This window comes from Novosphingobium sp. UBA6272 (genome assembly GCF_002440635.1).
Classification (GTDB): domain Bacteria; phylum Pseudomonadota; class Alphaproteobacteria; order Sphingomonadales; family Sphingomonadaceae; genus Novosphingobium.
The window spans coordinates 12,003-32,024 of sequence record NZ_DJUW01000032.1; the positions used below are offsets into that span (position 1 = coordinate 12,003).

The 20,022-nt window shown below is 64.3% G+C and carries 24 protein-coding genes; 6 read left to right on the plus strand and 18 right to left on the minus strand.

All coding sequences use genetic code 11. From position 1 onward, the window contains the following. The first annotated feature begins 4 nt into the window (after positions 1 to 4). From B2V17_RS14860 to B2V17_RS14875, 4 genes are read left to right on the plus strand one after another with little or no spacing between them, the layout of a single operon-like run. Positions 5 to 283 (plus strand): DUF2282 domain-containing protein, encoded by a 279-nt coding sequence (locus B2V17_RS14860; protein ID WP_292999002.1) that lies wholly within the window; start codon positions 5 to 7, stop codon positions 281 to 283. Continuing rightward, complete coding sequence (locus B2V17_RS14865; protein ID WP_324475981.1) at positions 280 to 744, plus strand: DoxX family protein; 465 nt, start codon at positions 280 to 282, stop codon at positions 742 to 744. The genes B2V17_RS14860 and B2V17_RS14865 overlap by 4 nt, the downstream gene beginning before the upstream one ends. Next, positions 741 to 1,268, plus strand: a complete 528-nt coding sequence (locus tag B2V17_RS14870) for a sigma-70 family RNA polymerase sigma factor (protein WP_292999004.1) — start codon at positions 741 to 743, stop codon at positions 1,266 to 1,268. Before B2V17_RS14865 ends, B2V17_RS14870 begins: the two co-directional genes overlap by 4 nt. A gap of 5 nt (positions 1,269 to 1,273) precedes the next feature. Then, on the plus strand, positions 1,274 to 1,918 hold the full coding sequence (locus B2V17_RS14875) for a DUF1109 domain-containing protein (RefSeq protein WP_292999006.1): 645 nt from the start codon (positions 1,274 to 1,276) through the stop codon (positions 1,916 to 1,918). A gap of 3 nt (positions 1,919 to 1,921) precedes the next feature. Here B2V17_RS14875 and B2V17_RS14880 read toward each other — a convergent pair whose 3' ends face one another. Together B2V17_RS14880 and mgtE are read right to left on the minus strand one after the other, a co-directional pair. After that, a complete protein-coding gene (locus B2V17_RS14880; RefSeq protein WP_292999008.1) occupies positions 1,922 to 2,335 on the minus strand; it encodes a DUF1489 family protein in 414 nt (137 codons plus the stop codon). Between the two features lie 4 nt (positions 2,336 to 2,339). After that, complete coding sequence (gene mgtE / locus B2V17_RS14885) at positions 2,340 to 3,767, minus strand: magnesium transporter (protein ID WP_292999010.1); 1,428 nt, start codon at positions 3,765 to 3,767, stop codon at positions 2,340 to 2,342. A 108-nt stretch (positions 3,768 to 3,875) separates the two neighbouring features. On the opposite strand from mgtE, the gene B2V17_RS14890 reads away from it, so the two are divergent. Next, entirely contained in the window at positions 3,876 to 4,325 is a 450-nt protein-coding gene (locus tag B2V17_RS14890) for a peptidylprolyl isomerase (protein WP_292999012.1), read from the plus strand. A 275-nt stretch (positions 4,326 to 4,600) separates the two neighbouring features. Here B2V17_RS14890 and B2V17_RS14895 read toward each other — a convergent pair whose 3' ends face one another. From B2V17_RS14895 to B2V17_RS14970, 16 genes are all read right to left on the minus strand, one after another. Continuing rightward, positions 4,601 to 5,629, minus strand: a complete 1,029-nt coding sequence (locus B2V17_RS14895; protein WP_292999014.1) for an AIM24 family protein — start codon at positions 5,627 to 5,629, stop codon at positions 4,601 to 4,603. Between the two features lie 62 nt (positions 5,630 to 5,691). Continuing rightward, positions 5,692 to 6,360, minus strand: a complete 669-nt coding sequence (locus B2V17_RS14900; RefSeq protein WP_292999016.1) for a peptidylprolyl isomerase — start codon at positions 6,358 to 6,360, stop codon at positions 5,692 to 5,694. Between the two features lie 14 nt (positions 6,361 to 6,374). After that, a complete protein-coding gene (locus B2V17_RS14905; RefSeq protein WP_292999018.1) occupies positions 6,375 to 7,259 on the minus strand; it encodes a LysR substrate-binding domain-containing protein in 885 nt (294 codons plus the stop codon). Between the two features lie 4 nt (positions 7,260 to 7,263). After that, positions 7,264 to 8,163 (minus strand): hemolysin family protein, encoded by a 900-nt coding sequence (locus B2V17_RS14910; RefSeq protein WP_292999020.1) that lies wholly within the window; start codon positions 8,161 to 8,163, stop codon positions 7,264 to 7,266. Positions 8,164 to 8,181: 18 nt separating this feature from the next. Next, positions 8,182 to 8,679, minus strand: a complete 498-nt coding sequence (ybeY, locus tag B2V17_RS14915; RefSeq protein WP_292999022.1) for an rRNA maturation RNase YbeY — start codon at positions 8,677 to 8,679, stop codon at positions 8,182 to 8,184. Between the two features lie 124 nt (positions 8,680 to 8,803). Further along, entirely contained in the window at positions 8,804 to 9,316 is a 513-nt protein-coding gene (locus B2V17_RS14920; RefSeq protein ID WP_292999024.1) for a hypothetical protein, read from the minus strand. After that, the gene (locus B2V17_RS14925; protein ID WP_292999026.1) at positions 9,313 to 10,329 is read right to left on the minus strand and encodes a PhoH family protein; all 1,017 of its coding nucleotides are present in this window, start codon (positions 10,327 to 10,329) and stop codon (positions 9,313 to 9,315) included. Before B2V17_RS14925 ends, B2V17_RS14920 begins: the two co-directional genes overlap by 4 nt. 100 nt (positions 10,330 to 10,429) lie before the next feature. Continuing rightward, complete coding sequence (gene miaB, locus B2V17_RS14930; protein ID WP_292999028.1) at positions 10,430 to 11,752, minus strand: tRNA (N6-isopentenyl adenosine(37)-C2)-methylthiotransferase MiaB; 1,323 nt, start codon at positions 11,750 to 11,752, stop codon at positions 10,430 to 10,432. A 23-nt stretch (positions 11,753 to 11,775) separates the two neighbouring features. Beyond that, a complete protein-coding gene (locus B2V17_RS14935; RefSeq protein ID WP_292999030.1) occupies positions 11,776 to 12,672 on the minus strand; it encodes a lysophospholipid acyltransferase family protein in 897 nt (298 codons plus the stop codon). Next, positions 12,669 to 13,436, minus strand: a complete 768-nt coding sequence (locus B2V17_RS14940; protein WP_292999032.1) for a lysophospholipid acyltransferase family protein — start codon at positions 13,434 to 13,436, stop codon at positions 12,669 to 12,671. The genes B2V17_RS14935 and B2V17_RS14940 overlap by 4 nt, the downstream gene beginning before the upstream one ends. Then, positions 13,436 to 13,858, minus strand: coding sequence for a Fur family transcriptional regulator (locus B2V17_RS14945; RefSeq protein WP_292999034.1), 423 nt, complete (start codon positions 13,856 to 13,858; stop codon positions 13,436 to 13,438). The genes B2V17_RS14940 and B2V17_RS14945 overlap by 1 nt, the downstream gene beginning before the upstream one ends. A 76-nt stretch (positions 13,859 to 13,934) precedes the next feature. After that, on the minus strand, positions 13,935 to 14,372 hold the full coding sequence (locus B2V17_RS14950; protein ID WP_292999036.1) for a MucR family transcriptional regulator: 438 nt from the start codon (positions 14,370 to 14,372) through the stop codon (positions 13,935 to 13,937). A 172-nt stretch (positions 14,373 to 14,544) separates the two neighbouring features. Next, positions 14,545 to 15,012, minus strand: a complete 468-nt coding sequence (locus tag B2V17_RS14955; RefSeq protein ID WP_292999038.1) for a GNAT family N-acetyltransferase — start codon at positions 15,010 to 15,012, stop codon at positions 14,545 to 14,547. Next, on the minus strand, positions 15,009 to 15,626 hold the full coding sequence (gene tsaB / locus B2V17_RS14960; RefSeq protein WP_292999040.1) for a tRNA (adenosine(37)-N6)-threonylcarbamoyltransferase complex dimerization subunit type 1 TsaB: 618 nt from the start codon (positions 15,624 to 15,626) through the stop codon (positions 15,009 to 15,011). The genes B2V17_RS14955 and tsaB overlap by 4 nt, the downstream gene beginning before the upstream one ends. 65 nt (positions 15,627 to 15,691) lie before the next feature. Continuing rightward, positions 15,692 to 16,285: a malonic semialdehyde reductase gene (locus B2V17_RS14965; RefSeq protein WP_292999042.1), complete on the minus strand. Its 594-nt coding sequence runs from the start codon at positions 16,283 to 16,285 to the stop codon at positions 15,692 to 15,694. Between the two features lie 27 nt (positions 16,286 to 16,312). Beyond that, a complete protein-coding gene (locus B2V17_RS14970; protein ID WP_292999044.1) occupies positions 16,313 to 16,888 on the minus strand; it encodes a NifU family protein in 576 nt (191 codons plus the stop codon). Positions 16,889 to 17,011: 123 nt separating this feature from the next. On the opposite strand from B2V17_RS14970, the gene B2V17_RS14975 reads away from it, so the two are divergent. After that, positions 17,012 to 20,008 carry a M16 family metallopeptidase gene (locus B2V17_RS14975; RefSeq protein WP_292999046.1) on the plus strand — a complete coding sequence of 999 codons (2,997 nt, stop codon included), beginning with the start codon at positions 17,012 to 17,014 and terminating at the stop codon, positions 20,006 to 20,008. Positions 20,009 to 20,022 lie beyond the last annotated feature (14 nt).

Here is a 20,022-nt window from a genome sequence, read left to right on the forward strand (position 1 = left end):
CCCGATGAACCCGACCAAGACCGCCGTGCCGCTGATCGCTGCAATCGCCATCGCTGCGCTGGCCAGCACGGCCCAGGCCCAGCAGGCCAGTGCCAAGCCGACCGAAAAGTGCTATGGCATCTCCAAGGCAGGCAAGAACGATTGCAAGGCCGGCCCCGGCACCAGCTGCGCCGGATCGTCGACCCGCGATTACCAGGGCAACGCCTGGAAGCTGGTACCCAAGGGCACCTGCCTGACGATCAAGACCCCCAAGGGTCACGGCTCGCTGGAACCCCAAGCGTGAGCCTGGTGTCCAGCCTGACCGGACATTACGACGCGATCACCGCCAAGCTTTCGGGCCGCGTGCCCGAAAGCCTGGTATTGGCCTTCGTCCGGGTGGTCCTTGGCGGGGTGTTCTGGCGTTCCGGCCAGACCAAGGTAGAAGAAGGCACCTGGTTCAAGCTGACCGAGACAACCTATGAACTGTTCCGCACCGAATATGCCGGCGTTCCGTTGCCGCCCCAGTTCGCGGCGGTGATGGCCAATGCCGCCGAGCATGTGCTGCCCGCGCTGCTGCTGGCCGGCTTGTTCACGCGGTTTTCGGCCCTGGCGCTGCTCGGCATGACCCTGGTGATCCAGTTCTTCGTCTATCCCGATGCCTGGTGGCCGGAGCATTCGCTGTGGGCCGCGCTGGCACTGGTGCTGATCGCTCGGGGCGGCGGGTTGTTCAGCCTTGACGCCCTGTTGGCGGGCAAGCGCGGATGATTGCCGATGAAGCCAGTCTGGCCCGGCTCGCCGCGCTTTCGCAGCGCGGCGACCGGCAGGCCTATACTGCGCTGCTGCAAGCGTCGCGGGGCTGGCTCAATCGCTATTTCCGCCGCCGGGTGATGCCCTGGCAGCTTGACGATCTGGTGCAGGAGACCCTGCTCTCGGTTCACCGCAAGCTGGCCAGCTATCAACCCGACCGGCCCTTCATTCCCTGGCTGGCGGCAATCGCCCGCTATCGTTTTGTCGATCACCTGCGCCAAGCCTATCGCCGGGCCGAGGACGATCTGGAAGACCACGACCTTGCGGCCCATTCCGACGAGCCCGAAATCACCGCCCGGATCAGCCTGGAGCGGCTGTTCGAGGCCTTGCCCGATGCCCAGCAACGGGCAATTGAGCTGGTCAAGATCGAAGGGCTGTCGATTGCCGAAGCATCCCAATCGACCGGACAGAGCGAAAGCCTGATCAAGGTCAACATTCATCGAGGCCTCAAGCGCCTCACCGCATTGATAGAGAAGGCTTGAACCCGATGCCGCACCCCAATGACGACTTCATCGCCGGGCTGGTTGATGATCTGAAGCCGGCCCGACCGCTGCAGCAACGGCGCGGCATGGGCTGGGCCGTGGCGGCCTTGTTGGCCGGCGCGCTGACCATGCTCTGGCTGCGCGGTCCCCGGCCTGATCTGGCAGGCGGGCATCCCGATGCGATGTTCCTGATCTCGGCCGGGCTGTTCCTGGTCCTGACCCTGGCCTCATCCTGGGCGGCGGTCGACATGGCCCGGCCGGCAGTCGGCTCGCGCCGCGAAGGCTGGGTCTGGACCGCGCTGATGGCTGCAGTTCTGCCGGTGTCTGCGATCGTGGTGATCAGCGGCAATCTAAGCCAAGGCGAAGACAGCGGCGTGCATTGGGGCGGGCTTGAATGCATGCTCTATGGCCTCGGCTGGAGCCTGCTCACCGCCGCAACATTGGTGGTGTGGCTGCGGCGCGGAGCACCATCCAATCCAGCGCGCGCGGGGCTGCTCGCCGGGGTTGCGGCGGGATCGGCCGGAATATTTGCGGTTGCGCTGCAGTGCCCGGTCAACGCGCTGGCCCACATCGGCGTTTGGCATGGTATGACGGTAGTGCTCGCCGGGATCGCCGGGCGGATCGCCTTGCCGCGCCTGCTGCGCTGGTAGGCGTTAGACGAGACCCAGTCGGGCCAGTTCGCTGGCCAGTTCGCCAGGCAGCATCTCGCCCGCTTCCTCGCCTGCGTTCAGATCAATCGGAGCGTCCGCCTGGTCGAGATAGCGCCAGCCCTGATGCGCGCGCTTGGGGCGGGGGTGGACCGGGATCAGTTCGGTCGAAATGACGATGTGGGTCTTGCCGCCCTCGGCCTCTTCGAAGCCCAGGATCGGGCTGCGCATCACCAGCTGGTGCTTGTAGATCCAGAACAGCGAGCCGCCCCCGGAACCATCGGCAGGGACGATCTCCGCATGGCGCTTCGGCAGGTAGCGGGTGGTCAGCCGGGCAACATCGCCGCGCTGGGAAAACCAAGCGCGCATGTCCTCCAGCGAGGTGGCGCCATAGGCGACCTTGGTCAGATGCAGCGGCATCGGATCAGACCAGCCCGCTGGCCACCGCCAGCCCCAGGAATGCGAAGAAGCCCATCGAATCGGTGATCATCGTCACGAACACCGAACTCGCCACCGCCGGGTCCTGGCCAAAGCGGTCGAACAGCACCGGGACCATCACACCGGCCAGGCCCGCGGTAATGATGTTGAGTATCACGGCCGTGCCGATCACCAGGCCGAGCAGCGGGTTGGCAAAGAAGAAGGCGGTGGCCAGGCCGATCAGCGTCGCGACGGTCACCCCGTTGAGCATGGCGACACGCATTTCGCGCCACAGGATCCGCCCGGTGTTGGCCCGGGTCAGCTGGTTGGTGGCGAGCGCGCGGACCGCGACGGCCATGGTCTGGGTTCCGGCATTGCCGCCGATCGAGGCGACCATCGGCGAAAGCGCGGCCAGCGCAACCAGCTTTTCGATCGCGCCGCCAAAGCTGGCGATGATGCTGGTGCCCAGCAGCGCGGTTGCGAGGTTGGCGATCAGCCAGCGGACCCGGCTGACATAGCTCTCGCGGATCGGCTCGTTGATGTCGCCATCGCCCGCACCGGAGAGCAGCAGCACGTCTTCGCCGGCTTCTTCCTGGATGATGTGGACCACATCGTCGACGGTGATCTGGCCGACCAGCCGCCCGTCGTGATCGACCACCGCCGCGCTGATCAGGGCATATTTCTGGAACCGCAGCGCGACTTCTTCCTGATCCATGTCGACCGGGATCAGGCTCTGGTCGCGTTTCATCACGTCGCTCAGCGCGATCGCGCGTGGGCAGCGCAGGATCCAGCTGAGCGCGCAGGTGCCAACCGGATGGAACCGCGCGTCGACGATGAAAATTTCCCAGAACTCGTTGGCGAGATCGCGCCCTTCGCGCAGGAAATCGATCAGATCGCCGACGGTCATGTGTTCGGGCACCGCGACGAAATCGCGGCTCATCAGGCGCCCGGCGGATTCTTCCGGATAGGACAGCGCGGCTTCGATGACCGCGCGGTCTTCAGGCTCCATCTCGGCGAGCACGGCCTGCTGGTCGTCCTCGTCAAGGTCCTCCAGCATCGCCACCGCGTCGTCGGTGTCGAGCTGTTCGGCGATGTCGGCCACTTCACCGGCCGGCAGTGCTTCGACCAGCAGTTCGCGGACGTGATCGTTGAGCTCGGCAAAGACTTCCGAGCCCATCAGGTCGCTGATCGCCTTGGCCAGCAACGGGCGTTCGTCCGCCTCGACCAGTTCGAACAGATCGGCGATGTCGGCCGGGTGGAGCGGCTCGACCAGATCGTAGACCCGGTCGGTCTCCCCGGCTTCCAGCGCATCGCGGACCAGCCGGACGAAATCGCGGGTCAGGGTGTTTTCTTCGTCGAGACTTTCCACCGCCTGCACCTCATCGGCCGCGGCGGCGGCTTCAAGCAGGTTTTCGGGGCGATCCTCGACAGTCATGGGCGCCGGTCTAGGCGGACGCTAGGCAAATGCAACTGCCCAGATGTTCGGGGCGTGACTTTGTCCGCAGGCCCCCTATATCAGCCCGCAAATTGCAGGAGACTACCCATGGCCGAATACCTTACCCTCTCGCTTTCCAGCGGCGGCGACGTCAAGATCAAGCTGCGTCCGGACCTTGCTCCGGGTCACGTTGCCCGGATTGTAGAGCTGGCCAACGAAGGCTTTTACGACGGCGTGAAGTTCCACCGTGTGATCCCCGGCTTCATGGCCCAGGGCGGCTGCCCCAACGGCACCGGGATGGGCGGCTCGTCCAAGCCCGACCTTCAGGCCGAATTCAACAACGAACCGCACGTGCGCGGGGTCTGCTCGATGGCGCGGACCAATGCGCCGCATTCGGCCAACAGCCAGTTCTTCATCTGCTTCGACGATGCCACCTTTCTTGATCGCCAGTACACTGTCTGGGGCCAGGTCGAAGAAGGGATGGAATTCGTCGATGCCCTGCCCAAGGGTGAGCCGCCGCGCGAACCGGGCGTGATCGAGAAGGCCACCGTCAGCTAAGCAGCTGCTGATTGTCCTGAAAAATCTTACAAGTTTTCATTTAGTTGGTGCAGAGCCGAAGCGAACCTGCCTATTGGGCCCTGTTCGCTTCGGCGGCCCACCGTTCCCCCAGAAATCCGGTGGATCGTCCGCAGCAGACCGGTAGCACAGCCGGCCTGGCCGGATTCCCTCGTGACAGGCGGGGTCGGTACTTGTGCGACGGGTGGCGGGGCCAGGCCCCAATCGAACTTGCTGGGGCCATCGCCCAACAGCTCCGCCATCCGTCATTCCGCTGGCTAGCGGAACAGTTTCATCGCGGTGCTCATGCCGTCGATCACGTCGCCATAGGATATCCCATCCTTGCCGCCGCCAAAGGTTGTGCCTTCGGGGGTGAGGTCGGCCTCGGCCACGATCGTGCGCGACAGGCGGCTGAACGGAAGCGTCTGGATCCAGACCTTGCCCGGTCCGGTCAGGCGCGCGAACAACCAGCCTTCGCCGCCGGTCAGGGTGTTCTTGATATCCTTCAGCATGGTGGTGCCGACATCGACGGTATCGAAGTGGACGCTGGGCTCGAACGCCGCGATGCATCCGGCGTCAATGTGCAGCTGCTCGCCCGGGGCAAGTTCGCGCTCGATCAGGCTCCCGCCAACGTGGATGAAGGCCCAGCCGGTGCCGGCCAGCTCCTGCAGGATAAAGCCTTCGCCGCCTTCCAGCCCGGTCCAGAAACTGCCGGCCCAGCGCACGGTAACCGCCACGCCCTTGGCTGCGGCCAGAAAGGCGCCGCGCTGGCAGATCAGCCGCCCGCCCATCGCCTCGAGCCGGACCGGCAGGATATGACCGGTGCTGTGTCCGCCAACTGCGACGCGCGCCTTGCCTGCACCCATGTGGCGAAATTGGGCTAGGAACAGGTTCTCGCCGCCCAGCAGGTTGGTTCCGGCCGACATCACCTTCTTGAGTATGCCCTGTTCGGCGCCGTCACCCATCACGGTGTCGAAGCTGACGGCGGTGTCCTTCCAGATCATCGCCCCGTTCTTGGCGATTACCGCTTCACCGGGATCGAGTTCGACCACCAGGTATTGCGAATCGGTTCCGCCGATTTCGAAATCGATGTCGTTGACCATGGCCTCGGGCGGCGGGGCTGCCTGGGCCTGTGCCTGTGCGGCATCGAGCTCGGCCTGGCGGCGCATCCGGTCCTGGGCGATGAATTCCTGCGCTGCGGTACTCAGCGTGAAGGAATCGGCGGCGGGCCTTGGCGTTTCGGCCATGCCCCGGCGGCCAAAACCTAGACCACCCCGCTGCGGCGGTACGCCAACGTAATCGTTCATTGCATCGCCCCCCGACGGTTTCCAATCGCCGGACGGACTAAGGCAAAATGGCTAAGGTATTGCTAAGCCGGGCCGATCGGCACCCGGCGCACCCGCAGCACCTTGACCGGCGGGCTCAGCATCTGGCCTTTCATCACCCCTTCACCCAGCGTGGCGGAGCGCGGCGCGTCGAAGATCTTGCGGGCGACATCCATTCCGCTGACCACCTGGCCGAACGCGCAATAACCGGCCCGCGCCTCGGGATCGGGCGAATCCGGCACCGCGTCATAGCCCGACAGATCGCTCATCAGGATCGAGAAATCGGCCCGCGCCGTGCCCGGGGCATTGCGCGCGAGCGAGAGCGTGCCGGTCTTGTGCTTGATCCCGGTAACATTGGTCGGCTCATGCGCGATCGGCGGGAACAGCTTGGTCGCATCGCGGATCCCGGTCTGGATCAGGCCGTTGGGCTGGGTCCCCCATTCAAGCTTCATCGCGCGGTAGAAGGTCACCCCGTCATAGCGGCGGCTGTCGACATAGCGGACGATGTTCTTGACCGTGATCGGGGCCTGCTTGTGGAACAGGTCGGCGGTGATCGTGCCGAGTTCTGTGACGATCTCGATCCGCACCACATCGCTCAAGGGCGGCGGAGCAGGGGCGGGTGCCGGTTTGGCCGCTCCCTTCTTCGGCTTCGCCGCGCCGGTCAGCGCAAGCAGCATGGCGGGCAGGGCGGCAAGGACGAATCGGCGTTTCATCCGCCCATTCTGACTCAAAGCCCGGCCTTCACCAACCAGTCGTGGAAGATCCGCACCGCGCGCACGTCCAGCGCGTGGGGGCGGCAGATGAACCAGTAGGAATAGGGGCTCTCCACCTCGACATCGAACAGCCGGGCGAGGCGGCTGTCATGGGCGCGGATGAAGTGATCATCGTGCATGATCGCGATGCCGAGGCCGTTGGCGGCGGCCTCGAGGATCAGCTGGCCCGAATCGTAGTGGTCGATCGCGGCGGGCTCAAGATCGGGCAGGCCGATCGCCACTTTCCAAGCGCTGAAGCTGTCGGGCAGTTCGGTGTGGATCAGGAAGGTCTGGCGCGACAGGGTGTCCCGGTCGGGCGCGGGACCGATTTCTTCGGCCAGTGCCTTGCTGGTTATCGCATAGACCCGGTTCTGGTCGAGCTGGACCGCGTGGAACATCGCCTCGGGCTTTTTGGACAGCACGATCGCGGCGTCGAGCGTATCACCCACTCGGGTTTCGAGGTGCGGGCTGGTATCGAAATCGATGTGCAGCCGGGGGAACTGCTTGCGCAGCTCGGGCAGGCGCGGGAACAGCCGCTGGCTGCCGAATAGCGGCAACATGCCCAGGTGCAGACGCAGCACCCTGCTGTCTTCCACCTGACCTTCGACCGCAGCGGCGAGCTCATCGAATTTCGGGCCGACTGCGTTGTAGAAGGCCTGGCCATCGTCGGTCAGCTTCATCGACTGGTGCTGGCGGGTGAACAGCCGCTTGCCGATGAACTCTTCCAGCGCCGCTACCCGTCGCGACAGCGCGCTGGGCGAAAGGCCGAGCTCGTCCGCCGCGGCGCGGGCCGAGCCGAGCCGGACGATCCGCACAAAGGCCTCGATCGCGCGCAGCGGGGGAAGGCGGCGGATCGCCAAGCGCTCAGTCCTCCGCCGCTTCGGCCGTGGCCGGGGGATGCAGCCGCAGCCGGGTGACGCGCTTTTCGTCGCCGGCGATAACTTCGAGATGCCAGCCGCTGTCATGCGCCAGCACCGCGCCGACCGAGGGGACCTGGCCGGCCAGGACAAAGGCCAGTCCGCCCAGGGTGTCGACGTCTTCGTCGATCTCGCCCAGCCGCGCGTCGATCGCCTCGCCGACATCGTCCAGTTCGGCCCGGGCATCGGCTTCCCACAGCCCGCCATCCAGCGGGATCAGCAGTTCGGTCGGCGCATCGTCGTGCTCGTCCTCGATCTCGCCGATGATTTCCTCGACCAGATCCTCGATCGTGATTATCCCGTCGGTGCCGGAATATTCGTCGACCACCACGGCCAGGTGGACCCGGCTCGCGCGCATGTCGTTGAGCACGTCGAGCGCATTGCGCGCCTGCGGCACGAACAGCGGCTGGCGCATCAGCTGGGTCCAGTCCTTGGGCACCTTGCCCTGAGCCAGGAACGAGAACACGTCCTTGATCAGCATCATGCCGACCACTTCGTCCAGCGTATCGGCATAGACCGGCAGGCGCGAATGGCCGTGTTCGGCAAAGGCCGCGATCACCTCGTCCCAGGTGGCGCTTCGCGGGATCGCAATGATTTCGCCGCGCGGGATCGCCACGTCATCGGCGTCGTGCTCGGAAAAGTGCAGCAGGTTGCGCAGCATCTGCCGCTCGAGCGGAGAGAGATCGCCGTTGCCGCTATCGGCCTCGCCGTCTTCCTCGTGCTCGTCGATGGCTTCTTCCAGCTGGGCGCGCAGCGATTGGTCGGCGTCGCCCCCGTGCAGGAAGCGGCGCATCAGGCGGGTCAGCAGGCTTCTACTGTCCGCGTCTCCGGAAGATATTTCGGGCATTGCCCCTTGTCGCAGTCCCTATTGCTCGTCGTGGTCGCCATATGGGTCGGCAATGGCCAAAAGGGCAAGGGCCTTTATTTCAAGGCGCTCCATCGCCCGGGCATCTTCGGGCGAGGTTTCGTGATCGTATCCGGCCAGATGGAGCAGGCCGTGGACGATCAGGTGCGTTGCATGGTGTTCGAGGCCGATCCCCTTGTCCACCGCCTCCCGCGTGCAGGTTTCGAGTGCCAGTGCGATATCGCCGAGCAGTTCGGGCGGACCGTCCGGGCCGAGCGCCAGCAGTTCCTCCCGCTCCAGCATCGGGAAGGACAGCACATTGGTCGGCTTGTCCTTGCCGCGCCATTCGGCATTGAGCGCGTGAACCTCGGCATCGTCGGCGAACAGGATCGAAACCGACAGGCGCGGATTGGCGAGTTCGGGGACGGTTTGGGACAGCGCGGCAGCAGCGAGCGCGGTCAGCTCCTCCCAGTCGGGCGGGGAAGGCCAGGACGCGGCAATGTCGATTTCGAGTTCCAAATCTAACTCCGTCACCCCGGGCTTGACCCGGGGTGCGGCTACCTAGGGCGGGCAAGCGCCAAGCGGCAACCAAGAAAAGCGGGGCCCCGGATCAAATCCGGTGCGACGCAATGAACGGGCGAGATCAGGCGGCTTCCTTTGGCTCTATTACTGCGGTGCAGATCTGTTCGGTCTTGATCCCCGGCATGTCCTCGCGTTCGAACCAAAGCGTCGAGAAGGTCAGTTGATTTTCGACCGGATAAGCCCATTTCAATTTCCGGCTCTTGCCAACAGCCTTGTTCATTGTGGTGAACTGGAACTGCATCGTGCTCGGCTCGGCTGGCCCGAACTGCTCGATCAGCAATTGCTCCTCTTCGCCGCAACTGATCTTGCTGGTCGGCACATAACGGATCAGTTTCAGCTTCTTCTTGTCGAAATAGAATTCGACCTGGAACTCCGCCTTGCCTTCGGTCACCGAACCGATGGCCAGGCGCTGCAGCTTGCGGATCCGCTTGCCCTTTTCTTCCGGAACAAGCGTTGCCTTGCCCGATGACGCAGCAATCACCTCGTCAAGCGGCATGCCCCAGCGGGTATACTGCCAATCGGCGGCAGCCGGCGTCGCAAACGCCAGCAGCGGCAATGCGAACCAATGCCTCAACCCTCGTTACCTTCATAAGCCTCGACAATCCGCCCGACGATCGGGTGGCGGACCACATCGGCGACGGTGAAGCGCGTCACCGCAATGCCTTCGACGCCATCCAATCGGGCGACCGCGTCGTTCAGGCCGCTCATCGCCGGGCCGCCGGGAATGTCGACCTGCTTGGGATCTCCGCAGATCACCATCCGGCTGTTCATCCCGAACCGGGTCAGGAACATCTTCATCTGTTCGCGGGTGGTGTTCTGCGCTTCGTCGAGGATGATGAAGCTGTCGGCCAGCGTCCGTCCGCGCATGAAGGCGATCGGGGCGATTTCGATCTCGCCATTGGCCAGCCGCCGCTCAACCTGCTCGGGCGGCATGCAATCATAGAGCGCGTCGTAAAGCGGGCGCAGGTAGGGATCGACCTTTTCCTTCATGTCGCCGGGCAGGAAGCCGAGCCGCTCGCCCGCTTCCACCGCCGGGCGGCTGAGGATCAGGCGCTGGACCGAACCGGTCATCAGCTGGCTGACCGCTTGGGCCACCGCGACATAGGTCTTGCCGGTGCCCGCCGGGCCAAGCGCGAATATCACGTCGGTGCTGGCCAGCGCCTTCATATATTCGATCTGGGTCGCGCTGCGCGGGACGATCGTTTTCTTGCGGGTGCGGATCATGATCGGCGGAGCGCCGTCATCGCCCGCCACGATCCCTTCCAGGGTCGGTTCGGCCGACATCACGATGATCGATTCGACCGCGCCGGGATCCAGTTCATGGCCCTGAAGCAGCCGCTGATGCATGGTCTTGAGCACGTCGCGGGCGCGAGCGACGCTGTCTTCCGGCCCTTCGATCTGGACGCGGTTGCCGCGCGCGGAAATGAACACGCCCAGCCGGTTCTCGATCAGCACCAGGTTGGCATCGAACTGCCCGAACAGCGCACCCAGCATGGTCGCTTCTTCAAACTCGATTTCGGCCCGCGCGCGTGCGGGGGCGGAACGGGTTGGCGCCTCGTGCCAGGCGCGAGCAGGTTTGCGGGCCATTTGCTCCTTTCAAGCCGGGCCGGTGCGGCCCTGAGTCGGAAGATAGGCGCAAGCGTGCCGCGCGCAAGCGACAGGACGATGACGGGCAGTGGAAAACAGCTCAGGCGTGGACTGGCTGCAACAGTTTGGCCGAGAGCGAGTTTCCACCGGCCGCGACCAGTTCGACCTCGACCAGATCGCCGATCGCCGCATCGCCGAAGAAATGGACCGATTGCAGCCAGGGCGATTTGCCGAGCCATTGGCCTTTAAGCTTGCCCTTGCGCTCAACCAGCACCTGGCAGCGCTTGCCGACCGAGGCCTGGTTGAAGACGAGCTGGCTGGCATTCAGCGCGGCCTGGAGGCGCTGGAGGCGCTCGTCCATCACTTCGGGGGCGATCTGATCCGCCATGGTCGCTGCGGGGGTGCCGGGGCGGGGCGAATACTTGAAGCTGAAGCACTGGGCATAGCCGACCTGTTCGACCAGCTTCAGCGTATCCGCGAACTCGGCCTCGGTCTCAGCGGGGAAGCCGACAATGAAATCGCCCGACAGGGCAATGTCGGGCCGCATCGCACGGACCTGATCGAGCACCCGCAGATAGCTTTCGGCGGTGTGGCTGCGGTTCATCGCCTTGAGCACCCGGTCGTTCCCGGCCTGGACCGGCAAGTGCAGGAACGGCATCAGCTTGGGCACATCGCGGTGCGCCTCGATCAGCCCCGGGGTCATGTCGTTGGGGTGGCTGGTGGTATAGCGAATGCGGGCCAGTTCGGGGATCGCGGCCAGCGCCTCGATCAGCTTTTCGAGCCCGCGATTGTTGTCATCACGCCAGGCGTTGACGTTCTGGCCGAGCAGGGTGATTTCGCGCGCTCCGGCTTCGACCAGCCTGTGCGCTTCGGCCACCAAATCGCTGTAGGGCCGCGATATTTCCGCGCCGCGGGTATAGGGCACGACGCAATAGGTGCAGAACTTGTCGCAACCTTCCTGCACAGTCAGGAAGGCGCTGGGGCCAACCTTGCGGCGGGCCGGCAGCACGTCGAACTTGGTCTCGGCCGGCATGTCGGTATCGACCGAGCGGCGCCCCTCAACCGCTTCTGCGATCATGCCGGGAAGTCTGTGATAAGCCTGCGGTCCCACCACCATCGACACGCTGGGCGCGCGCTTGATGATCTCCTCGCCCTCGGCCTGGGCGACGCAGCCGGCCACCGCGATCAGCGGCGCGGTGCCATCCTCGCGGCGGAGCCGGCCAATGTCGGAATAGACTTTCTCGGCGGCCTTTTCGCGGATGTGGCAGGTGTTGAGCACCACCAGATCGGCTTCCTCGCCCTCCGGCGCGGGAACGATGCCCTGGTCGGCCAGCAGCTCGGCCATCCGCTCGCCATCATAGACGTTCATCTGGCAGCCGAAGCTTTTGACCCGGTAGGTCTTTGGGGGTGGAGCGGGGTGCATGGTGACGGGCCTATAGCGGCGCTTCAGGCGGAATCCAACGCTTCGTCCCGGGGCGCGACATAGCCGACCATCGGCAGGTCATAACGGAACGGGCGCGGCGGCTTGCCGAGGCATTCGGTCAGCTTGCCCTCGATCTGGCGGCGGGCCTCGGCGGCAACCGCCTTGCGGCCGGCAACATCGTGCGGATCGAACGGATCGAGGAAATGGACATGGACCGCAAAGGTCCCGCGCCGGGCGAACAGGCGCCGGGCGTTGCCGATCCCGGTTTCGCGGTCGAGCCAGGCCTGCCACTCGGCAATCGGCCCGTAGTCGAGCACCACCGGCTGGACCAGCATGCCGGGCGGCGGAGGCTCCAGCACGCGCAGCATCGAGGTCTTGAACGGCAGCAGCGAATGGCCGTCGGTGACGGTCCCTTCGGGGAAGATCACCACCGACCAGGTATCGGCCACCGCCTCGCGCAGGTCGTTGATCTGCTCGGCGATGTTCATCCGCGCCTCGCGCTTGACGAAGATCGTGCGGTTGAGCCGCGCCATCCAGCCGAGCATCCACATGTCGGCGATTTCGGCGCGGGATACGAAGGCCGAGCCGGTGATCCCGCCCAGCACCGGAATATCGAACCACGAAGCGTGGTTGGGCATGAAGAACACGTCGCGCTTCAGCGGCACCCCGTGAACCTTGACCCGCGCTCCGATCACCCAGGTGGCCCAGCGCAGGAAGTACATCGGAAAGGGTGAGCCGTATTTAATCAGCCGGAACAGGTAGTGCAGCGGCACCAACACCAGCATGGCCAGCGCCAGCAGCGCCGATCTGCCCCAGATCCGCAGCTCACCGATCACGCCAACGGGCAGGCGCATGCCTGCGGCGTGATAGGGGATGGCTTTGTTGGAATCGAAAGCGGGCAGCTGGTCGGGCTTTGTCACTGTGTCCTGGCCAGTTCGCGGGACAGCGCATCGCGCGCAGCCTGGGCGATTGTCTTGCGGTTTTCGAGGTCAGCCCCCGCCAGCGGCGGCAGGAAGTACAAGGTCAGCCGCACGGCGCGGCCACGCGCCAGGATCCGCAGGAAATTGTCGAGCCCGTGCTCTTCGCCGACCCAGGCGATCCGTGCCGCTTCCGGGCCATAGTCGAGCAGCACCGGCTGGACGGCGATCCCGGCCGGCAGCGGTTCCAGCGCCGATAGCAGCGAGCTCTTGAAGACCAGCAAGCCGGTACCGTCGCTGGTGGTGCCCTCGGGAAAGACCGTCAGCGCACCTGTATCGCTGAGCGCGCTGCGGACAGCCTCAACCTGATGGGCAATCGAGGCGCGATCGTGCCGCGCGACGAAGACCGTGTCGTTCATTTCGCACAGCGTTTTCAGCAGCGGCAGCGAGGCGAGTCCATCGTGGCCGACGAACGCGGTCCCGGTTGCCCCGGCAAGCGCGGGAATGTCGATCCAGCTGACATGATTGGCCAGCAGAAAGGCACCGCGATGAACCTTCTCGCCCTTGTGCCTGACGTGGACACCGGCAATCCAGGCGACCCCGCCCAGGAACACCCGCGGCCAGGGGTTATGCAGCCGCAGCAGCCGGTGGACATAATATAGCGGCAGGCAGGCCAGCAGCAGCAACAGCATCGCCGGCAGTCGCACGGCGATCCGCAGCCAGCCGAGCAGCGAGATCGACCGGGGGCGGGCGAGGGCGAGCGCCATCAGCCTTGGCGTTCGAGCCGCACGCCGTAGAGTTCCATCCGGTGGTCGACCAGCCGGTAACCCAGTTTCTCGGCGATCTGCCGCTGCAGGGCTTCGAGTTCGGGGTCGACGAATTCGATCACCTTGCCGGTTTCGACGTCGATCAGGTGATCGTGGTGGGCTTCGGGCGCGGCTTCATAGCGCGAGCGGCCGTCGCCAAAATCGTGGCGGTCAAGAATTCCGGCCTCTTCGAACAGGCGGACGGTGCGATAGACCGTGGCGATCGAGATCTTCGGGTCAATTGCCGAGGCCCGCTCATGCAAGGCTTCGACATCGGGGTGGTCGGTTGCTTCGGACAGGACCTTGGCGATCACCCGGCGTTGTTCGGTGATCCGCAGTCCCCGTTCTGCGCAGAGGGCTTCGATATCGATGGCTTGGTGCACGAAATATCCGTTCGGAAAAAGAAACGCCCGCCGATCATAGACCGGCGGGCGATATCTTCAACCGAAAGCGGCCTGATCAGGCTGCCTTCTTGCGGCCCCGCTTTTGGCCGGGCTTACGACCAAGGCCAATCTTCTTGGCAAGATCGCGGCGCTTTTCGGCGTAGCTGGGAGCGACCATCGGATAGTCGGCGGGCAGATTCCAGCGCGCGCGATACTGATCCGGAGTCAGGTTGTAGTGAGTCATCAGGTGACGCTTGAGCATCTTCAGCTTCTTGCCGTCTTCAAGACAGACGATGAAGTCCGGCTTGATAGACGAGCGGATCGAAACCGCCGGCTCTGGCATCTTCTCTTCCACGACGACAGCCTGGCCGAGTCCGGCAAGGGCGCCGAAGACATTGCTGATCAGGCCAGCCACGTCTTCTACGGCGACATTGTTGTTGCTGACATGGGCAGCGACAATGTCTGACGTCAAAGTGATGAGCATTTCGTTGGTATCGGCATGGGTTGCATCCATGGCCCTTTTCCTTCCTTGTAGTTTTGAACCCGTTTTTGCTTACGTCTTGTCTTGCACCTGGAAGCGAGACGATCTTCGCCTAAGCGAGTCGCGTTAACAAAACAAGATGGCAACAGGCTTTCCCTACAGTAAATTTGCGGCCATTCCGGAGTAATCATCGCAAGTGCCGGATTTATTGTATTTTGCAACAGAAGGTTATTGCGTCCAGTCGCTCACCGGTTGGTGTGCGGTAATAGTTAATCCGCTCCCCGATCGGGGTAAATCCGCAGGCACGGTACAGCGACTCGGCCGGATTGCCGCGCCGCATTTCCAAGAACAGTTGCTTTGCTCCGCGCAACAATGCTTCGCTTTTGAGCGAGTCTAGCAAATAATTGGCAAGTCCTTTGCGGCGCTGTTCTGGAAGAACTGCCAATAGCAACAACTCTTCTTCTTCATATCCGGCTCTTGACAGGTAAAAACCCGCTGCCGGTTCCCCGGCCAGCGGTTCATCGCCGTGGCTGGCGACAAGACCATAATGGCAATTGCCGACGAGCAGCGCGTCTTCCACCTGTCGGCGGCTCCAGGCCTCGCCAAATTCGGGGGCAAATGCAGCCTGCATGACTGCCATTATCCGGTCGATATCGTCGCGCGGTGCGATCATGCCGCCCCAGGTAACCTGGCATCAGGTGCGCGGCCATAGAGCGGCGCCGTGTCTGCAGTAAGCATGTTCGGGTCAAGCGCGGCAAAGTGGCGCGCATCAGGCCAAAGCGGCCGGGCAACCCCGCTGCCGCGCGCCGCGACCAAGGCTTCGGCCTGGCTGCCTGCAACACGTTCGGCTCCCCCGTGCCGTACCGCAAAGGCCGGGGTGAGCGAAGCGAGCGGAGCAAGCGGCAAGCCGTCCACGTCGAAATCCTGCACGAACCATTCTCCGTGTCCACCGGTGGTGCAAACGGTAACGGCTTCGCCCGCATGTTCCTTGCCGGCCATCGCCGCGATCAAGGCAAGTGTGGGATAGCCGACCAGCTCGGCTCCCCAGGCGAAGGCCAAGGCCCGCGCGGCGGCCAGGCCGACCCGCACCCCGGTAAAACTGCCCGGGCCCAGCGCCACGGCAATCCGGTCCGCGCGGCCTTTGCCCGGAAGTGCGGCGATCATCGGTATCAGGTGTTCGGCATGGCCCCTGCCGAGCACGCGGCAGTCCCCGGCGATCAGCACGTCGCCGTCAAACAGCGCGACCGAGCAGGCTTCGGTCGCGCTATCGATAACCAGAGTTGTCATGGGTCGGCGATAGCGCGTCAAGGCCGCGCGATGCAACAGGGAGGCCCGGATGGGCCGACCGTACGTTAAAGGATCGAATTGAAAGTGTCGAAATCGGGACGCGGGCTGCGCTCGAAGATGCTGGCCGGATCGCCATAACCCAGGGTCGAGAGCATTACCGACTTGTAGTTGGGCTGGTCGGCGAAGAATGCAGCGTCGACCGCCTCGTTCGAAAAGCCGGTCATCGGCCCGGTGTCGAGCCCCAGAGCGCGCGCGGCCATGATGAAATAGGCACCCTGCAGCGTGGTGTTGAGGAAGGCGCTTTTCTTGCGCAGTTCGTCGTTGCCGACAAACCAGGCGCGGGCATCGGTGTGCGGGAACAGCCAGGGCAGCTGCTCGTGGAATTCGAGGTCCATCGCAATGATCACACTGACCGGAGCCTTCAGGATCTTTTCGCCGTTGGCCGGCATGGTGCAGGCGGCCAGCTTTTGCTTGGCTTCATCGCTGGTGATCCAGACCAGACGGGCGGGAAGCTGGTTGGCCGAAGTCGGCCCCATCTTCGTCAGATCCCAGATCGCGTGCAGCTGCTCGGTGCTGACCGGTTTGTCGAGATAGCCGTTGTAGGTGCGGGCCGTGAGGAACAATTGGTCAAGCGCAGCGTCAGCAAGCGGCTGGGTCATGGGAATCTCCGAAACTAAAGTAAAAAATCAGGCGGCGCGCACTTCGCTCACTTCGGGAACATAGTGCTTGAGCAGCGTTTCGATCCCGTTCTTGAGCGTGGCGGTGGAGCTGGGGCAGCCCGAACAGGCACCCTGCATGGCCAGATAGACGACGCCATCACGGAAGCCGCGGTAAACGATGTCGCCGCCGTCATTGGCGACCGCGGGGCGGACCCGCGTCTCGATCAGTTCCTTGATCTGCGCGACAATGTCGGCCTGGGCGGGATCGTCGCCGAAATCCTCGGCCTCGGGCGGAACCACGATGCCCCCGGCGCTGGGGGCATGGAACAGCGGGCTTTCGGTGATGAAATGGTCGAGCAGGATCGCCACCACCTGCGGCTTCAAGGCCGACCAGTCCGTGCCCGGCCCGGCAGTGACGGCAACGAAATCGCGCCCGAACAGCACCCCGGTGACGTCACCCAGATCGAACAGCGCTTCGGCCAGGGGCGATGCCTTGGCATCCTCCTCGTCCCGGAAATCGCGGGTGCCGGCATACATCACCTCCTGCCCAGGCAGGAACTTCAGCGTGGCAGGATTGGGCGTGGTTTCGGTTTCGATGAACATGGTGGGAATGTAGGGATTGCAGAGGAGTGCGGCAAGGGCGCTGCTTGAGAGGATTTGGTGGGCAGGGCATAGCTTCGCTATTCACTGGCCCTTCACAAAACCGCTGCCTATAGTCCGCCCCCTATGCTCAAGCTCTTCCGCGCGCTGCGCGCTTTCGCCCTTGTCCTTCCCGCCCTTGCGATGACCGTCACCCCCGCGCTGGAGGCGGCGACGGCCAAGGGCAAGAAGCCGGTGGCGGCGCGCAAGGCTCCGGCCAGGGCCGCCGCTGCCCCCGCACCCATGTGCGATCCTTCGGCGCCCTGGCTCTATCGCTGCAGCGACATCCCGATCGACCCCGAATGGCAGTTCGGCGAGCTGCCCAACGGGGTGCGCTATGTCGTGCGCAAAAACGGGGTGCCGCCGGGGCAGGTATCGATCCGGATCCGGATGGATGTCGGCTCGATGTATGAGAAAGACAGCGAGCGCGGCTTCTCGCACTTGCTGGAACACATGGTATTCCGCCAGTCGAAGTATCTGGGTGAGGGCGAAGCGATCCCGACCTGGCAGAAGATGGGCGCGAGTTTCGGTAGCGATACCAATGCCGAGACCAGTCCGATCGCAACCACCTTCAAACTTGATCTGCCCAATGCAACCGAGGCTTCGGTCGATGAATCGATGAAGCTGCTGTCGGGCATGATGATCGCCCCGGTATTGAACGAAAAGAACGTGCGCACCGACGTGCCGATTGTGCTCGCTGAAATGCGCGAGCGCGGCGGCACCGCGACGCGGGTGTTCGACCAGACCCAGCAGACGCTGTTCGCCGGGCAAAAGCTGGCCGTGCGCCCGGTAATCGGGACCGAATCGACGCTGACCGGGGCGACCTCGGCCAGCGTCACGGCCTTTCACCAGCGCTGGTACCGGCCGGAAAACGCGGTGGTGATTGTTGTCGGCGACATTTCGCCAGCGGCGATGGAAGCATCGATCAAGAAATGGTTCGCCGATTGGCAAGGCGTCGGCCCGCGTAGCCCCGAGCCACCGTTCGGCGATCCGCTGCCGCCCAAGGGCGCGGCCGGACTGGCCCCGATCGGGGAAACGCGGGTGATCGTCGAGCCGGAGATGCCGCGCTCGATCACCTATGCGATTCTGCGGCCGTGGCGCCCGGTGCGCGATACGGTGGTCTACAATCAGGGGATCATGGTCGAATCGCTGGCCCAGGCAATTATCAACCGCCGACTTGAGGCCAAGGCCCGCGCCGGGGGCTCGTTCCTGGTGGCGCAGGTCAACAAGGAAAAGGTCGTGCGTTCGGCCGACACCACCTTTGTTGCGATCACCCCATTGGGGCCCGACTGGAAGGCCGCACTGCGCGATACCCGCGGCGTGATTGCCGACGCCATGGCCAAGCCGCCAACCCAGGAAGAGATCGACCGCGAGGTCAAGGAATTCAGCGTAGCCTTTGAAAGCGGTGTCGAGCAGCGCCGCTTGCTGCCGGGCCGGAAGCTGGCTGACGATATGGTCTCCGCGCTCGACATTCGCGAGACGATCGCTTCGCCCGAGGTGGTGCAGGACATTTTCAACCGTTCCAAGCCGCTGTTCACGCCGGCCAATGTCCTGGCCAAGACCCGGGCGATCTTTGGTGGAAGCGTGACCCGCGCAGTCTATGTCACCCCGGCGGCGGGAGAGAGTACTCCGGCAACGCTGCGGGCGGCACTTGCAGCACCGGTAGCCGGAAATGCCGGATCGCGTCTTGCCGCAACCAGCATCCAGTATTCGGATCTGCCGGCGATCGGCAAGCCAAGCGAGCCGATCGACCGTAAACCGACCGGGCTGCTCGACATTGAGCAGCTGGACTATGCCAACGGGGTCAAGGTGCAGTTCTGGCCGACCGAGGATGAGCCTGGGCGGGTAACGCTGAAAGTTCGCTTCGGTGCCGGATGGCGCGCCTTCAGCCCCGGCAATGCGCCCTATGCGACGCTGGGCAAGACGGCTCTGGTCGATGCCGGGGTCGGTCCGTTTGACCGCGAGGCGATGGACCGCGCCGCGACCGGGCGGAAGATCGGCTTCGATTTCGAGATCGACGATGCAACCTTCGTGTTCAAGGCCGATACCCGCGCCGCCGACCTGGAAGACCAGTTGCACCTGTTCGCCTCTAAGTTCGCCAATCCGCGCTGGGACGGCAATCCGGTGCTGCGCGCCCAGGCCGCCGCCAAGATCAACTACGAAAGCTTTGCCGCCAGCCCGCAAGGCGTGCTCGAACGCGATCTCAAGTTCCTTGAGCGCGGCCGCGATCCCGTATTCCGCACCCCGACCCCGGCCGAGATCGACGCGACCACTGTCGAGGGCTTCCGCAAGGTGTGGGAACCGCTGCTGAAGCAGGGACCGATCGAAGTCCAGCTGTTCGGCGATTTCGACAAGACCAAGGCGATCGCCGCGCTTAACCGCACCTTCGGTGCCCTGCCGGTGCGGGGCGACCTGCCCGCCGGGACCGCCGGTCTCGATACGCGGACGCTTGGCCCGTCGACAGATCCGGTGCTGCTTTACCATCGCGGCGATGCCAATCAGGCCGCCGGGATCATCGGCTGGCCGACCGGTGGAGGTACCGCCCAGATCCGCGAGAGCCGCCAATTGGAGATCCTGAGCCAGCTGTTCCAGAACCGCCTGCTCGACAAGCTGCGCGAAAAGCTGGGCGAGGCCTATTCGCCGCAGGTGGTCAACTCCTGGCCAACCGAGCTGACCAGCGGCGGTAACGTCTTCGCAATTGCAAACCTTCAGCCCAAGTCGGTCCCGGTGTTCTTCACCACGGCCGAGGAGATCGCTGCCGATCTTGCCGCCAAGCCTGTCAGCGCCGAGGAACTTGGTCGGGTGACAGAACCGCTCAAGCAAGCGCTGACTCGCGCCACATCGTCGAGCGCCTTCTTCATGTATCTGATTGAAGGCGGAACCAACGATCCGGCGCGTTATCGGTCGGTCCGGTCACTGCTCGGTGACTATACCGAGACGACGCCCGAAGCGATGCAGGCCCTGGCGAAGAAGTTCCTCGCACCCGGCAAGTCGTGGCGGGTTGCGGTAATCCCGCAAGGGCAGACCCTGGCAAAGATGCCGGTGCCGGCAAGCATCTCCGCGCCGGCCGCTGCTGGACGCTAACGCGAACTTGCGCA

Excerpts from the sequence above, each read along its gene's own strand:
- B2V17_RS14940 (WP_292999032.1), bottom strand. The coding sequence starts at position 13,436 with ATGGCGCTCGCCCTCGCCCGCCCCCGGTCGATCTCGCTGCTCGGCTGG.
- B2V17_RS14890 (WP_292999012.1), top strand. The coding sequence starts at position 3,876 with ATGGCCGAATACCTTACCCTCTCGCTTTCCAGCGGCGGCGACGTCAAG.
- B2V17_RS14925 (WP_292999026.1), bottom strand. The coding sequence starts at position 10,329 with ATGGCCCGCAAACCTGCTCGCGCCTGGCACGAGGCGCCAACCCGTTCC.
- B2V17_RS14900 (WP_292999016.1), bottom strand. The coding sequence starts at position 6,360 with ATGAAACGCCGATTCGTCCTTGCCGCCCTGCCCGCCATGCTGCTTGCG.
- B2V17_RS14950 (WP_292999036.1), bottom strand. The coding sequence starts at position 14,372 with ATGGATGCAACCCATGCCGATACCAACGAAATGCTCATCACTTTGACG.
- B2V17_RS14860 (WP_292999002.1), top strand. The coding sequence starts at position 5 with ATGAACCCGACCAAGACCGCCGTGCCGCTGATCGCTGCAATCGCCATC.
- mgtE (WP_292999010.1), bottom strand. The coding sequence starts at position 3,767 with ATGACTGTCGAGGATCGCCCCGAAAACCTGCTTGAAGCCGCCGCCGCG.
- B2V17_RS14870 (WP_292999004.1), top strand. The coding sequence starts at position 741 with ATGATTGCCGATGAAGCCAGTCTGGCCCGGCTCGCCGCGCTTTCGCAG.
- B2V17_RS14955 (WP_292999038.1), bottom strand. The coding sequence starts at position 15,012 with ATGATCGCACCGCGCGACGATATCGACCGGATAATGGCAGTCATGCAG.
- miaB (WP_292999028.1), bottom strand. The coding sequence starts at position 11,752 with ATGCACCCCGCTCCACCCCCAAAGACCTACCGGGTCAAAAGCTTCGGC.
- B2V17_RS14875 (WP_292999006.1), top strand. The coding sequence starts at position 1,274 with ATGCCGCACCCCAATGACGACTTCATCGCCGGGCTGGTTGATGATCTG.
- B2V17_RS14880 (WP_292999008.1), bottom strand. The coding sequence starts at position 2,335 with ATGCCGCTGCATCTGACCAAGGTCGCCTATGGCGCCACCTCGCTGGAG.
- B2V17_RS14910 (WP_292999020.1), bottom strand. The coding sequence starts at position 8,163 with ATGCCCGAAATATCTTCCGGAGACGCGGACAGTAGAAGCCTGCTGACC.
- tsaB (WP_292999040.1), bottom strand. The coding sequence starts at position 15,626 with ATGACAACTCTGGTTATCGATAGCGCGACCGAAGCCTGCTCGGTCGCG.
- B2V17_RS14975 (WP_292999046.1), top strand. The coding sequence starts at position 17,012 with ATGCTCAAGCTCTTCCGCGCGCTGCGCGCTTTCGCCCTTGTCCTTCCC.
- B2V17_RS14970 (WP_292999044.1), bottom strand. The coding sequence starts at position 16,888 with ATGTTCATCGAAACCGAAACCACGCCCAATCCTGCCACGCTGAAGTTC.
- B2V17_RS14965 (WP_292999042.1), bottom strand. The coding sequence starts at position 16,285 with ATGACCCAGCCGCTTGCTGACGCTGCGCTTGACCAATTGTTCCTCACG.
- B2V17_RS14895 (WP_292999014.1), bottom strand. The coding sequence starts at position 5,629 with ATGAACGATTACGTTGGCGTACCGCCGCAGCGGGGTGGTCTAGGTTTT.